General features: G+C 72.1%; 13 protein-coding genes. 5 read left to right on the plus strand and 8 right to left on the minus strand.

The genetic code is table 11. The features are described from left to right. Positions 1–64: 64 nt before the first annotated feature. Entirely contained in the window at positions 65–1,546 is a 1,482-nt protein-coding gene (locus ACZZ0J_RS07260) for an FGGY-family carbohydrate kinase (RefSeq protein ID WP_463435980.1), read from the minus strand. 139 nt (positions 1,547–1,685) lie between these two features. On the opposite strand from ACZZ0J_RS07260, the gene ACZZ0J_RS07265 reads away from it, so the two are divergent. From ACZZ0J_RS07265 to ACZZ0J_RS07275, 3 genes are read left to right on the plus strand one after another with little or no spacing between them, the layout of a single operon-like run. Then, the gene (locus tag ACZZ0J_RS07265; protein ID WP_463435982.1) at positions 1,686–2,762 is read left to right on the plus strand and encodes a LolA family protein; all 1,077 of its coding nucleotides are present in this window, start codon (positions 1,686–1,688) and stop codon (positions 2,760–2,762) included. A 38-nt stretch (positions 2,763–2,800) separates the two neighbouring features. Further along, positions 2,801–3,763 carry an ABC transporter ATP-binding protein gene (locus ACZZ0J_RS07270; RefSeq protein ID WP_463435984.1) on the plus strand — a complete coding sequence of 321 codons (963 nt, stop codon included), beginning with the start codon at positions 2,801–2,803 and terminating at the stop codon, positions 3,761–3,763. Then, positions 3,750–4,628, plus strand: a complete 879-nt coding sequence (locus ACZZ0J_RS07275; RefSeq protein WP_463435986.1) for an ABC transporter permease — start codon at positions 3,750–3,752, stop codon at positions 4,626–4,628. Before ACZZ0J_RS07270 ends, ACZZ0J_RS07275 begins: the two co-directional genes overlap by 14 nt. 90 nt (positions 4,629–4,718) lie before the next feature. Here ACZZ0J_RS07275 and ACZZ0J_RS07280 read toward each other — a convergent pair whose 3' ends face one another. The 7 genes from ACZZ0J_RS07280 to ACZZ0J_RS07310 all read right to left on the minus strand — a co-directional run bounded on the left by ACZZ0J_RS07280 (position 4,719) and on the right by ACZZ0J_RS07310 (position 9,669). After that, positions 4,719–5,780 (minus strand): NADP-dependent oxidoreductase, encoded by a 1,062-nt coding sequence (locus tag ACZZ0J_RS07280; RefSeq protein WP_463435988.1) that lies wholly within the window; start codon positions 5,778–5,780, stop codon positions 4,719–4,721. A gap of 31 nt (positions 5,781–5,811) precedes the next feature. Next, complete coding sequence (locus tag ACZZ0J_RS07285) at positions 5,812–7,047, minus strand: metallophosphoesterase family protein (RefSeq protein WP_463435990.1); 1,236 nt, start codon at positions 7,045–7,047, stop codon at positions 5,812–5,814. Positions 7,048–7,201: 154 nt separating this feature from the next. Then, positions 7,202–7,633, minus strand: coding sequence for a DNA glycosylase family protein (locus ACZZ0J_RS07290; protein WP_463435992.1), 432 nt, complete (start codon positions 7,631–7,633; stop codon positions 7,202–7,204). Between the two features lie 10 nt (positions 7,634–7,643). Continuing rightward, positions 7,644–7,913, minus strand: coding sequence for a hypothetical protein (locus ACZZ0J_RS07295; RefSeq protein WP_463435994.1), 270 nt, complete (start codon positions 7,911–7,913; stop codon positions 7,644–7,646). 63 nt (positions 7,914–7,976) lie between these two features. After that, the gene (locus tag ACZZ0J_RS07300; RefSeq protein WP_131921832.1) at positions 7,977–8,318 is read right to left on the minus strand and encodes an L-rhamnose mutarotase; all 342 of its coding nucleotides are present in this window, start codon (positions 8,316–8,318) and stop codon (positions 7,977–7,979) included. After that, positions 8,315–8,992, minus strand: a complete 678-nt coding sequence (locus ACZZ0J_RS07305) for an MFS transporter (RefSeq protein ID WP_463438153.1) — start codon at positions 8,990–8,992, stop codon at positions 8,315–8,317. Before ACZZ0J_RS07305 ends, ACZZ0J_RS07300 begins: the two co-directional genes overlap by 4 nt. 5 nt (positions 8,993–8,997) lie before the next feature. Continuing rightward, a complete protein-coding gene (locus tag ACZZ0J_RS07310; protein WP_463435997.1) occupies positions 8,998–9,669 on the minus strand; it encodes an MFS transporter in 672 nt (223 codons plus the stop codon). A gap of 423 nt (positions 9,670–10,092) precedes the next feature. On the opposite strand from ACZZ0J_RS07310, the gene ACZZ0J_RS07315 reads away from it, so the two are divergent. Both ACZZ0J_RS07315 and ACZZ0J_RS07320 read left to right on the plus strand, forming a co-directional pair. Then, positions 10,093–11,103, plus strand: a complete 1,011-nt coding sequence (locus tag ACZZ0J_RS07315) for a LacI family DNA-binding transcriptional regulator (protein ID WP_463435999.1) — start codon at positions 10,093–10,095, stop codon at positions 11,101–11,103. Positions 11,104–11,182: 79 nt separating this feature from the next. Continuing rightward, a complete protein-coding gene (locus tag ACZZ0J_RS07320) occupies positions 11,183–12,268 on the plus strand; it encodes a LacI family DNA-binding transcriptional regulator (RefSeq protein ID WP_463436001.1) in 1,086 nt (361 codons plus the stop codon). The last annotated feature ends 156 nt before the right edge of the window (positions 12,269–12,424 follow it).

Genomic DNA, 12,424 nt, shown 5'->3' on the forward strand with positions numbered 1-12,424 from the left:
CCAGGTTCCGGACACAGCACCGTGCACCTGCGCGGTGCTGTGTCCGTTGCGCGGGGTCGAACGGTCAGCTGCGCGCGGCCAGCCGGTGCACGACGGCCTTCGTCGCCTCGTAGAGCTCGCGGTAGTCGCGGTACCCGGGCTCGTAGGCCGCCGTCGCGACGGGGTCGGGCTCGATGACGGTGGCCGGCGGGTTCCACGCGGTGATGTCGACGGGGTCGCCCGCTTCGGCCACGAGCTGCGCCGCCAGGAACGCCGAGCCGTAACACGCCCCGATCGTCACGCTCGGCACTGTCTGCCGCAGCCCGGTGACGTCCGACACGATCGTCGGCCAGAGCCGTCCGAGCAACCCGCCGCCGGCCCCGACGAGCTCGCGGACCTCGACCCCGGCCGCACGCAGCACCTCGATGTTGTGCCGCACCGCGTAGGCCGTCGCCTCGAGCGTCGCCCGGTAGATGTCCCCACGCGTGTGCCGCACCGTCAGCCCGGCGATCACCCCGCGCGCGTCCGGATCGGCGATGGGCGTCCGCTCCCCCGCGAAGTACGGCAGCATCAGCAGCCCGTTCGCGCCGATCCCGGCGCACCGAGCCTCTTCGAGCATCGTCGGCCACTCGCCGTCGACCAGCCGACGCAGCCAGTCGGTGATCGCCCCGGAGGTCGCCATCCCACCCGACACGCTCGGTTGCCCCGGGTGCGTCCCGACCGTCGTCCACATGCCCGGCACCGGCGTCGGCTCGGCGGTCGGCGCGATCATGAACATCGTGGTGCCGTACTGCAGGAACATCCGGCCCGGCACGGACTCCCCGACGCTCACGCCCTCCGCCCACGCGTCGATGGTCCCGGCCGTCACGGGGATGCCGACCGGGAGGCCCGTGGCCGCGGCCGCCTCGCGCGTCACCACGCCCGCCTGGTCGCCGGACCACAGCAGCCGCGGCAGGGGCATGCCGGGCGCGAGCTGCTCGCACCACTCGGCGATCCAGGTGTTCTCGTGGACGTCGTAGAGCGGCGTGGTCTGGCTGGCCGAGTGGTGGTCGAGGACGTACTCCCCCGTCAGCAGCTCGACCACGCGGGACGCCGGCATCGTGAACCGGGCCGCACTCGCCCAGACGTCGGGCTCGTGCCGGGCAAGCCACGCGAGCTTCGCCCCGGCCGCCTGGGTGCTCAGCCCGGAGCCACACCGGGCGCGGATCGTGTCCTCGCCCCCGAGCTCGGCCGTGACCTCGTCGAGCAGGTCGGCCGTCCGGGTGTCGACGCCGTACAGGACCGCCGGGCGCAGCGGATCACCCGCGTCGTCGGTCAGCAGGACGCAGGGGCCGATGCCGCTCACCCCCACCGCCTGCACGTCGGCATCGGGGACGAGCGCGAGGAGCTCGTGCGTCAACGTCGTGAACTCGTCCCACCACACGGCCGCATCCATCTCGACCAGACCCTGGGCCGGACGGTCGACGTCGTGTCGGCGGCTCACCTCGGCGATCACGGTGCCGTCGAACCGGGCCAGCAGCGCCTTCGTGCTCGACGTCCCGATGTCCAGACCGAGCACCGCCCGCATGCCGCCTCCTTCGCCGCCACACGACCGCCGTCGGTCGCCTCCCGAGTCTACGAACGATCGCGATCCGTCGACGCCCAGCGTCCTGTCGGGGGCCGGACGTACCGTACTCACGACTCCGATGCTCCACGAGGGGAACCCGATGAAGAAGTCAGCCTGGCTGCCAGCAGTCATCGCGCCGGTGGTCGTCGCCGGCGCCGTCGCCGCCCCGATGATCGCGAACGCGGCGAACGACCCGATCGCGGGGACGAACCCGACCGCGGCCGACGTCATCGCCAGCATCGCGAAGTCCTCGGACGCGCAGTACTCCGGCAAGCTCTCGCAGTCGAGCGACCTCGGACTCCCCGAACTGCCGACCGGTTCCGGCGGCTCCTCGCTCGAGGGCGACGCCTCGGACGTGCTCGGGCTGCTCACCGCATCGCACACCGCCCGCGTGTACGTCGACGGCCCCGACAAGCAGCGTGTCCAGCTGACACAGCAGCTCGCCGAGCAGGACGTGGTCCGCAACGGATCCGAGGTCTGGACCTGGGACTCGAAGGAGCGCACGGCCACCCACGTGACCCTCCCCTCCGACTCGGCGAAGGACCCGCAGGACGGCACCACCACGCCGACCGAGATCGCCGAGCAGGCGATCGACGCCATCACCCCGAGCACCACGGTCTCGAAGCCGATCGAGGTCAGCGTCGCGGGTCACGACGCCTGGCAGATCACGCTGACGCCGAAGTCCTCCGACACCCTGGTCGGCACCGTCCGACTGGCGGTCGACCAGCAGACCGGACTCCCGCTGCGCGCGACGATCCAGGCCGCCGGGCAGGACGACTCCGCGGTGCAGGTCGGGTTCACGAGCCTCGACTACGGCGCCCCGGCCGCGCGGCTCTTCGACTTCACGCCCCCGTCGAACGCGAAGGTCACCGAGAAGGACCTGTCCGACGCCGAGCACGGTACGCACGCGAAGGGCGACCACGCCCGCGGTGCGCACGACGGTGACGAGCCGACCTTCACGGGCGAGGGCTGGGGCACGATCGCCGAGCTCCCCGCCCGCACGGTGGACCAGTCGTCCCTCGGCGACGAGGCGTCGGGCCTGCTCGGCCAGCTCACGAAGGCCGTCGACGGCGGCCGTGCCGTCCAGACCTCGCTCGTGTCGGTCTACCTGACCGACGACGGCCGGGTCCTCGCCGGCGCCGTGCCGGTGTCGTCGCTGGTCGCCGCCGCGAAGTGAGCACACCGGAACCCGCGCGCACGACGGACCCAGCCGCCGTGGACCCGACCCGTCCGACCACGGGCACGGACCTCGCGATCCGCACCACGGGCCTCCAGAAGGTCTTCCGCAAGCAACGCGCCGTCGACGGCATCGACCTGTCGGTGCCGCGCGGTGCGGTGTTCGAGTTCCTCGGGCCGAACGGCTCCGGCAAGACGACCACGATCCGGATGCTCCTCGGGCTGTCGAGCGCGACCGGCGGCACGATCGAGGTGCTCGGCCAGTCGATGCCGAAGGCGCTCCACCAGGTGCTGCCGCGCGTCGGTGCCTTGGTCGAGGGGCCGGCCTTCTACCCGTACCTGTCCGGGCGCGCGAACCTGCAGCGCTTCGACGCGGCGGACCCCACGTCGGACCCGCGCACCCGCTCGGCCCGCGTGGCCAGTGCCCTCGACCGGGTCGGCCTGACGCACGCGGCGGACAAGAAGGCGCACGCGTACTCGCTCGGCATGAAGCAACGGCTCGGCCTGGCCAACGCCCTGCTGTCCCCGCGCGACCTGCTGGTGCTCGACGAACCGACGAACGGCCTCGACCCGCAGGGCACGCGCGAGGTCCGCAACCTCATCCGGTCCCTGGCGGACGACGGCACGACGGTGTTCGTGTCGAGTCACCTGCTCGCCGAGATCGAGCAGGTCTGCACCCACGCCGCGGTGATGCGCACCGGCAAGCTCGTGGCACAGGGCGAACTCGACGAACTCCGTTCGGCCGGGGCGCGCACCGTGACCGTCCGCACGCCCGACGTCGGGCAGGCCGGCAGCGTGCTGAGCCGGCTCGGGCTCGTTCCCCGCCACGACGGCGGCGCGGACGTCCTGGTCGCCGACCTGCCGCACGAGCTGCTGCCCGAGACCATCACCGCCGAACTCGTCCGCGCCGACGTCCGCGTCCGTGGGCTGACGGTCGGCGGCGGCACGCTCGAGGACCTGTTCGTCGCGCTCACCGGAGAGGGCTTCGATGTCGCTGCCTGACACTGCCCGTGCACTGCCCGACGCCGAGGCCGATGCCGGGACACCGCGCCGCCAGCGTCCCTTCGCCCTGCTCGGCTCCGAACTCGCGCTGGTGTTCCGCCGCCGCCGGACCTGGGCGATGCTCGGGGCGCTCGCGCTCGTCCCCATCCTGATCGCGGTCGCCGTGAAGCTGACGACCGACGGTGACGACGGCGGCCCGGCGTTCCTCGGCGACATCACCAACAACGGCCTGTTCGTGGCGTTCACCGCGTTGACGGTGTCGATCCCGCTGTTCCTGCCGCTCACGGTCGGCGTGGTCGCGGGCGACACCGTCGCGGGCGAGGCCAGCCACGGCACCATCCGCTACCTGCTCGTCGCCCCGACCGGCCGGGTGCGGTTCATCCTGGTCAAGTTCGCCGGCGCGGTCGCGTTCTGCTTGGCAGCGACGCTGCTCGTGGTGCTCGTCGGTGCGGCGATCGGTGCCGTGCTGTTCCCGATCGGTCCGGTCACCCTGCTGTCCGGCACCCAGGTCGGCGGAGCGTCGTACGCCGGTCGGGCACTGCTCCTCGCCCTGTACGTGGCGATGTCGATGCTCGGACTCGTGGCGATCGGCATGTTCGCGTCGACACTGACGAACGTGCCGGTCGGGGCGATGGCCGCGACGGTGGTGCTGGCCGGGGCCTCCCAGGTCCTCGACCAGCTGCCCCAGCTCGACTGGCTGCACCCGTACCTGTTCTCGCACCAGTGGCTGGGGTTCGGCGACCTGCTCCGCGACCCGATCGCGTTCGACTCGTTCGGGTCGAACGCGCTGCTGCAGCTCGGCTACGTCGTCGTGTTCGGCGCGCTGGCGTACAGCCGGTTCGCCTCGAAGGACATCCTGAGCTGAGCCCGACCGCCGGGCCCGACCGCCGGGCCCGACCGCCGGGTCCGACCGCCGGGTCCGACCGCCGTGCCCGACCGCCGGGCCCGACCGCCGTCAGCTCGCCGGGGTCGCTGAGCCGCCCGCCATCGTCTCCGCCTCCGAGCCGCGCGCATCCGCGTACCGGTCCCGCAGGTCGCGGGCCTTCTCGGAGCGGTACCAGTCGAGCCGGGCCCCGGTCTCGACCGTCTGCATCCCGATGACGACCTTGCCGCGTGACTTCATCTCGGCGAGGTCCTCGTACGCCTCGACGATGTACTCGAACGGGTAGAAGCCCGAGATGAGCACCTGGAAGCGACGTTCCTGCAGGGCCTTCGCCAGCAGGGTCAGGAGTTCCTGGGTCTCCTCGTCCTCTGCCGGGGCGCGCAGGAACCGGAGCTCGATGTCGCGGCGTTCGTCCGACGACACGAAGCGCTCGGCCCCGACCCCCAGGCGATCCGCCAGGAGCTCGGCGTTGCTCTCGCCGTGGTTGTCGATGAAGGCGGTGATCGGTCGGCCGTCCGCGATCGCTCGGATGCGGTCCTCCTCGCCCTCGCCGTACACGACCGGCAGCGTGCCGATCTGCCGCAGGTAGTCGTGGTTGCGCGCACTGCCGAGGGTGATCACGGTCGCACCGGCGTCGTGCGCCAGCTGGCTCTCGATGTGGCCGACACCGCCCGCTGCAGCGGTGATGACGACGGTGTCGTCCGGTCCGAGGCGGAGCGATCGCACCACCGACACCGCCGTGCACCCGGCCAGGTACAGGCCACCGGCGACCTCCCACCCGACGTACTCGGGCTTCTTGATGACGGCACCACGCGGCACCGCGATCCAGTTCGCGTGCGAGCCGCCCTGGGGTGCGTGCCCCATGACCTCGTCACCGACCCGCAGGTCCTTCACGCCGTCGCCCCGCGCCCGGACGATGCCGGCGAAGTCGACGCCCTGCCGTGCCGGGAACTCGAGCTCGATGTGGTCCCGGAGCTTCCCCTCGCGCAGGAAGCGCTCGATGTGGTTCAGCCCGGCGGCGACGATCTCGACGACGATCTCGCCGGGGCCAGCCGTCGGCTTCTCCTGCGGGACGAGCTCGACCACGCTGAAGTCGCCGTACCGGTCGTACTGGACTGCCTTGCCGTTCCGCATGGGTGCTCCTTCGCTGGCGTGTGCCTCCGGCCTACTCGGTTTCCCCGCGTGCAGCCCGAGCAGGCGGGGTACCGGCCGTGGGCGGGACCGACGAGCGGACGGGAGGCCCGTGGCGGCGCCGCCACGGGCCTCCCGTCCGTCGGTCGCGCACGTCCAGTGCGCCTCGCGCGCTCGGTACGCGTCGCGCGCTCACTGCACGCCGGCCGCTCAGTGCTTGCTGGCTGCTCAGTGCTTGCCGGCTGCCGCTCAGTGCTTGCCGGCTGCCGCTCAGTGCTTGCCGGCTGCCGCTCAGTGCTTGCCGGCTGCCGCTCAGTGCTTGCCGGCTGCCGCTCAGTGCTTGCCGGCTGCCGCTCAGTGCTTGCCGGCTGCCGCGATGACGGACGCGACGGTCTCGGCGTCGAGGTGGAACGCGAGCGGGTCGGCGTCGGGGCGCGGGACGCGCAGCGGCGTCGACCAGGACGGAGCCGTCCTCGGCGACGTCGACGACGAGGGCGCCGCTGTCGGCGTACGCGGATTCCTCGTCGTAGGCACCGGTGACGTCCGTGTCGTTCGCGACCCCGGGAGCGACGAGGACCGGGACGCCGGCCAGTGATCCGGCGAAGTGGTGGTGGTAGTGCCCGCCCAGGACCACGCGGACGTCGGACCCCTGGATCACGTCGGCGAGCGCCTCGGGGTTCTGCAGCCGGAGCGCCTCGTGCAGCTCGGTCGGGGCCGGCAGGGGCGGGTGGTGCAGGACGACGACCGTGCCGTGCGGGGCGTGGTCCCCGGCGAGCGCGGTGCGGAGCCGTTCGAGGCTGGCGTCACTGAGCTCGCCGTAGCCGGCACCCGTCACGCTCGTGTCGACCGTGACGATCCTCCGGCCGGCCACGAGCGACTGCCCCCACACCGGGACGGTCGGCGGGTGGTACTCCATCGTGTGCATGACGGGGCGGCCGCCCTCGCCGAGGACGTGGCCGTTGGACAGCACCTGGCGGAAGCCCTCGCGCAGGTCGTGGTTGCCCGGGACCGCGACGAGGGCGGCTCCGTGGCGCTCGGCCCATCCGCCGACCCGCTCGAGGACGGCGGCGTAGGACTCGGGGCTGCCGTCCTCGGAGACGTCGCCGGAGATGACGACGAGGCCGATGCCGGGCACTCCGTCGACGCGGGCGAGCACGCCGTCCAGCGCTGCGGTGGTGTCGACGGACCCCTGGTGCAGGGCGCCGTCGCCGGTCAGGTGGGTGTCGGAGAGGTGGAGGACGCGGAGGGTTCCTGCTGCGGGCGGCTGCATGCGGTCCACGGTAGCCACGGGGGTGATGGGTGGGCTGGGCGGGGCGGGGGCGCTTCGTGGCGGGTCGTGGGCGCTTCGTGAGCAGAAACGGTCGGGTCGGGGCGTCAGACTCGACCGTTTCTGCTCACGAAGTCACCCGGGCACGCACCGGCGGTCAGTCCGGCAGCACCGCGTCCGGGATGTCCCGCAGGAAGATCTCGATCGTCTTCGGACCGATCCCCTTGAGCGCGCCGAGTCGCTCGCGCAGGTCCTTCCGCGACGCCGCGGTCTTCACCAGGTGCGACACGGAGCCCTCGTCGGCGTCGAGCGTGTGCATCGTCTCGTGCAGGGCATCGGTCATCTGGTAGTCGAACCGCGCGTAGCCGCCCTCGTCCAGGACCCTCCGCAGCTGCTCGCGTCCGGCGCCCGCGAACTTCCCCGGGCTGGTGAACCCGTGGTCGATGAGGACGCGGTAGGTCGCCGCCGCCTGCTCCTGCCGGATGGGCCGGCCGAAGAGCATGCTCGCGAGGAACCACCGGTAGAGCTGTTGGGGCTTGCCGTCGGACAGGTCGATCCCGAGGTCCGCGGCGTGGGTCACGTCGGCCATGGACCGGACGCTACCCGTGGTGTTCAGCCGTCGGTGCGCCGCGGCCCCCGTGCAGCGCGCCGACGACGAGCCACCCGACGAACGACAGGATCGTGACGAGCTCGACGACCACGATGAACGGCAGGTCGATCGCGACACCGGCGCCCGCGATGTAGGCGTAGCTGTACGTGTGCGGCGCGACGAAGCTCGTGATCCACCGCACGACGAGGATCACCGCACCCAGGATCGCGAGGGCACCGAGGGCGAACTGGAACGGGTTTCGGCCACGCAGGAATCGCATCCCGCCACCGTAGGGCTGCGGACCGACGACGCACGACTCCCCGTTCGAGGTGTCCAGCGCTCCTCACTCGGCGGCGGCGGCGAGCTGGTCCTCCAGGTTGAACACCTCGGGCAGCACCCGCGCGGTCTGGTCCGCCCGGCCCGTGGCACCGTCGAACAGGTCCTGCATGTGCGCCTCCCATGCGCTCGCGACCTCGGAGGCCGCGAGCGACGCGTCGGCATCGGCCACCGAGTCGGTCTCGTAGTAGCCGATCAGCAGGCCGTCGTCGTCGAGGAACAGGGAGTAGTTCCGCCGACCCGCCGTGGCGATCGCCCGGAGCATCGCCGGCCAGACCGCGGCGTGCCGCTCGCGGTAGGCGTCCAGGTGCTCGGCCTGCACCTGCAGTCGGAAGCAGACGCGGGTCACCGGTCGGCCTCGGCGCGGCGACGCTGTTCGGCGTCCTGCACGGCGCGCTCGTCGGCGGTGCGCACGGTACCGGTGACGGTGGTCACGGTGCCGTACCGCTCGGCCTCGATCGCCTCGAGCGTCTTGCCCTGCGTGCGCGGCGCCCAGATGGTGCCGACCAGGAACGACATCGCGAGGAGCCCCAGGATGAGTCCACCGAGTGCACGGAGTCCGATGTCCGACAGCAGCAGCGGGAACCAGATGCTCAGCAGACCGACCATGACCCGCGCGGCGAGGAAGAGCACGCCCTGCGCACTGGCCCGGTAGCGGGTGGCGAAGAGCTCGCTCGTCCAGAGGCCGTAGAACGCCTGGGCACCGATGCCCGACGAGATGCCCCACGCCACGGCGAAGAACAGCAGCGTCCCGAGGTTCGCAGGTGCGTAGATCAGGACGGCCCAGGCGACGATCGCCAGCACCGCGCCGAGGGCGAACAGCAACCGTCGACTGACCCGGTCGCCGTAGCGCATGAAGCCGAAGTAGGTGGCGGCGACGGTGCAGCCCCACACCAGGATCTGCAGGCCGTACTGCTCGGTGACGCTCGTGACCCCGGTGGCCGAGTACACCCGCGGCTGGAAGATGCCGGCCTGCCCGGCGACGGTGTTCCAGAGCGCGTAGACGCCGAACAGGAACAGCATCGCCGTCAGGTTCCGACGCCGGCTGAACAGCTGGGTGATCCCGTGGAAGAAGTTCGCGGTGCCGGTCGCGGCGCGCTCGTCCGTCCAGATCGCCGACTCCGGCAGCCCGCGGCGGAGCCACCAGACCACGGCGGCGACGACGAACAGGTGCGCGAAGATGAGCCGGCTGCCGAGCAGTCCGAGGGTGCGGCGGCGATGGCCAACGCGAAGCCGACCATCGGGCCGATCGACCAGGCGAGCTGCGCGGTGCCGACGTGGGCGGCGCGCTTGTCCGCCGGGGCCTGCTCGGCGATGTAGGTCCAGCTCGCCGGCACCCCGGCGCCGACCGCGATGCCGGTCAGGATGAAGCCGACCAGCAGCATGCCGTAGCTGCCGGCGAAGACCGCGAGCAGGATGCCGAGCATGTACAGCAGCAGGTCGTAGGTGTAGATGAACTTCCGGCCGTAGCGGTCGCACAGCGGTCCGCCGATGATGGCGCCGGCGGCCGCGCCGAACGCGTTCGCCGACAGGCTCGCCAGCAGACCGACCTCGAGGTCGCCGACGTGGAACTGCGCCTGCCACAGGCTGAGGCTCGTGGCGATCGCGATGATCGACCCGGACTCGATGTAGTTCGACATGGCGACCGAGACGGTCGCCTTCCAGCCCGTGGTGCTCCGGGCTCCGATTCGGACCGCCATTGGTCCTCCGTTCGCGTGTTCGTCAGTGAATCGTTTCAACGGGACAGCGAGACGATAGTGCGCCCCGGCGGGCGTTGGCAAGTCCGTGCTGTGCGCGTCCGCGTGCGCGTGCGCGCGCGGCGCGCCCGCGTCCGCACGGTGCGCGGTCGCTCACTCGGTGCGAGGTTGCCCGCTCCATGCGGCGCTGCAGGCGCGCACCGAGCGGCCAACCTCGCACGTGGCGGCGCAGCACGCACGGTGCGACGCCGGAGCGGAGCACGCACGGGGCGCGGCCGCACCCACAATCTCGCACCGTGCGGTGGACCTGCCCACCCACCGGACGGGAGGCCCGGGTCCAGCCCGCACCGCGCCTCCCGTCCGCCGTTTTCCACAGATCACGGCGCGCACCGCCCGGAAGCGCAGGTGCGATGCCAGGATGGCCACATGGCGGTCAGTGTGCGAGAGGTAGCAGCGCTCGCCGGCGTGTCCCTGGGCACGGTGTCGAACGTCCTGAACCGCCCCGACAAGGTGACTCCGACCACGGTCGACCGGGTGCAGTCGGCCATCGCCGCGCTCGGGTTCGTCCGCAACGACTCCGCACGCCAGCTCCGGGCCGGCCGCAGCTCCACCGTCGGCCTGATCGTGCTCGACGGCGGCAACCCGTTCTTCACCGACGTCGCGCGCGGTGCCGAAGACGCCGCGATGGACAAGGGCCTGGCGGTCCTGATCGGCAACTCCGACGAGTCCACCGACCGCGAGCGCACCTACGTCGACCTGTTCGAGGAACGCCGCGTCGCCGGCCTGCTCATCTCCCCCGCCGGTGACGACCTGTCCCGCCTCGCCCGCCTGCGCGACCAGGGCACCGCCGTCGTGCTCGTCGACCGACGCGCCGACGACGAGCACTTCGCGTCGGTGTCGGTGGACGACGTCGCGGGCGGTCGCATCGCGGTCGAGCACCTCGCGGCCATCGGGCGGACGCGCATCGCGTTCGTCGGCGGCCCGTCCAGCATCCGTCAGGTGGCCGACCGGCACGCCGGGGCACTGTCGGCGGCCCGGGCAGCGGGCATCGAGCTCGAGGTCCTACCGACCGCGTCACTGTCGGTGCTCGAAGGGCGTCGCATCGGCGAAGAACTCCAGGCACGGCCCCGCGCCGAACGGCCGGACGCGGTGTTCGCGGCGAACGACCTGCTCGCGGTCGGCCTCGAACAGGCGTTCATCATGCGCGGCACGATCGCGGTGCCGGACGAGATCGCGATCGTGGGCTACGACGACATCGCCTTCGCCGAGGCGGCCGTCGTCCCGTTGACCTCGGTGCGCCAGCCCGCGCAAGACCTCGGGCGTCAGGCGATCGAGCTGTTGACGAAGCAGGTCGAGCTCGGGCAGGGCATCGACCTCGAGCACGTCGAGTTCACGCCGGAACTCGTGGTCCGGCAGTCCTCCGTCGCCGACGCGTAGCCGACCGCCTCGCGCCTGCCCATCACCCTGCCCGGCCCCGCGGCACGGACCGGCAGCTGCTGCGGCCTACGATCGGATCATGGTGCATGTCCCCCGGCGCGACGGCCCGCCGAGCGTGCACCACGTCGCAGCTCGCGCCGGCGTCTCGCTGGCGACGGTGTCGAACGTCCTGAACCATCCCGAGCGGGTGGCCGACTCCACCGCCGCGCGCGTGCACGACGCGATCGCCGAACTCGGGTACACGCCGAACCGCAATGCCCGGGTGCTGGCGTCCGGCAGCAGTCGTTCGATCGGACTCGTCGTGATGTCGCTGCGGAACTCGCTGTTCAGCGACATGGTCAACGGTGCGCAGCTCGCGGCGCGGAAACGGGGCTTCACGCTCCTCATCGCGAGCAGCGAGGACGACCTGCAGGCGCAGGGCGAACACCTCGCGTACCTCGAGAGCGCTCGGGTGTCCGGCATCCTGCTCGCCTCGATGACGGAGTCGCGCGATCAGGTCGAGCTCACTCGCCGACACGGTCGGCCGGTCGTCTACGTCAACTTCGCGCCGGAGACCGTCGACGCCTGCTCCGTCGTCGTCGACAACGAACAGGCGGCGTTCCTCGCCACCGAGCACTTGATCGCCTGCGGCTGCCGACGCATCGGCTTCGTGAGCGCGCGCGCCGAGCTGCAGCCGGTTGCGCTCCGCCGCACCGGGGTGCTCCGGGCGATCGCTGGCCACCCGGGGGTGGAACTCATCGACATCGACGCCGGTGACATCGACCCACCCGGCGGCACCGACGCCGGCGCGCGCATCGCCGCGATGCCGGTCGCCGAACGGCCCGACGGCGTCCTGGGCGTCACGGACCTGCTCGCGATGGCGGTCGTCTCCGAGCTCCGAGCCGCCGGCATCCGCGTGCCGGAGGACATCCCGGTGTCGGGGTGCGACCACAACTCGGTGGCGTGGGGCGGCGCGGTGCCGCTGACCTCGGTGACCATGCACGGTGCGGAGATGGGCGCGGCTGCCGTCGAGCTCCTGCTCGAGGAGCTCACGGACCCGATGCACGTCCACCGCACCGTCGTGCTCGGCAGCGAGCTCGTCCCCCGCGAGAGCACCCTCGGTCGAGCGGGTGCAGCAGCCGCGCGGGCCACGGCGCCGAGCGACCCGCGCCGTACCGAGGCCTGAGCGCGCGAGTCTTGGGGCGGGGGCGCCGAGTCTCGGGGTGAGCGACAGTTCGCGGGCTGCGGGGCGCGAGGACTGTCGCGCACCCCGAGACTCGGGACCGCGCGCACCCGGCACACGCGTTCCCGTAACGAAATCGGCACAGCGATTGACACGCTT

This window comes from Curtobacterium sp. AC272, assembly GCF_979258155.1.

Bases quoted from the DNA above. Each gene is read 5' to 3' on its own strand.
- ACZZ0J_RS07260 (WP_463435980.1), bottom strand. From the start codon at position 1,546: ATGCGGGCGGTGCTCGGTCTGGACATCGGGACGTCGAGCACGAAGGCG.
- ACZZ0J_RS07265 (WP_463435982.1), top strand. From the start codon at position 1,686: ATGAAGAAGTCAGCCTGGCTGCCAGCAGTCATCGCGCCGGTGGTCGTC.
- ACZZ0J_RS07275 (WP_463435986.1), top strand. From the start codon at position 3,750: ATGTCGCTGCCTGACACTGCCCGTGCACTGCCCGACGCCGAGGCCGAT.
- ACZZ0J_RS07280 (WP_463435988.1), bottom strand. From the start codon at position 5,780: ATGCGGAACGGCAAGGCAGTCCAGTACGACCGGTACGGCGACTTCAGC.
- ACZZ0J_RS07285 (WP_463435990.1), bottom strand. From the start codon at position 7,047: ATGCAGCCGCCCGCAGCAGGAACCCTCCGCGTCCTCCACCTCTCCGAC.
- ACZZ0J_RS07290 (WP_463435992.1), bottom strand. From the start codon at position 7,633: ATGGCCGACGTGACCCACGCCGCGGACCTCGGGATCGACCTGTCCGAC.
- ACZZ0J_RS07295 (WP_463435994.1), bottom strand. From the start codon at position 7,913: ATGCGATTCCTGCGTGGCCGAAACCCGTTCCAGTTCGCCCTCGGTGCC.
- ACZZ0J_RS07305 (WP_463438153.1), bottom strand. From the start codon at position 8,992: ATGCTGTTCCTGTTCGGCGTCTACGCGCTCTGGAACACCGTCGCCGGG.
- ACZZ0J_RS07310 (WP_463435997.1), bottom strand. From the start codon at position 9,669: ATGGCGGTCCGAATCGGAGCCCGGAGCACCACGGGCTGGAAGGCGACC.
- ACZZ0J_RS07315 (WP_463435999.1), top strand. From the start codon at position 10,093: ATGGCGGTCAGTGTGCGAGAGGTAGCAGCGCTCGCCGGCGTGTCCCTG.
- ACZZ0J_RS07320 (WP_463436001.1), top strand. From the start codon at position 11,183: ATGGTGCATGTCCCCCGGCGCGACGGCCCGCCGAGCGTGCACCACGTC.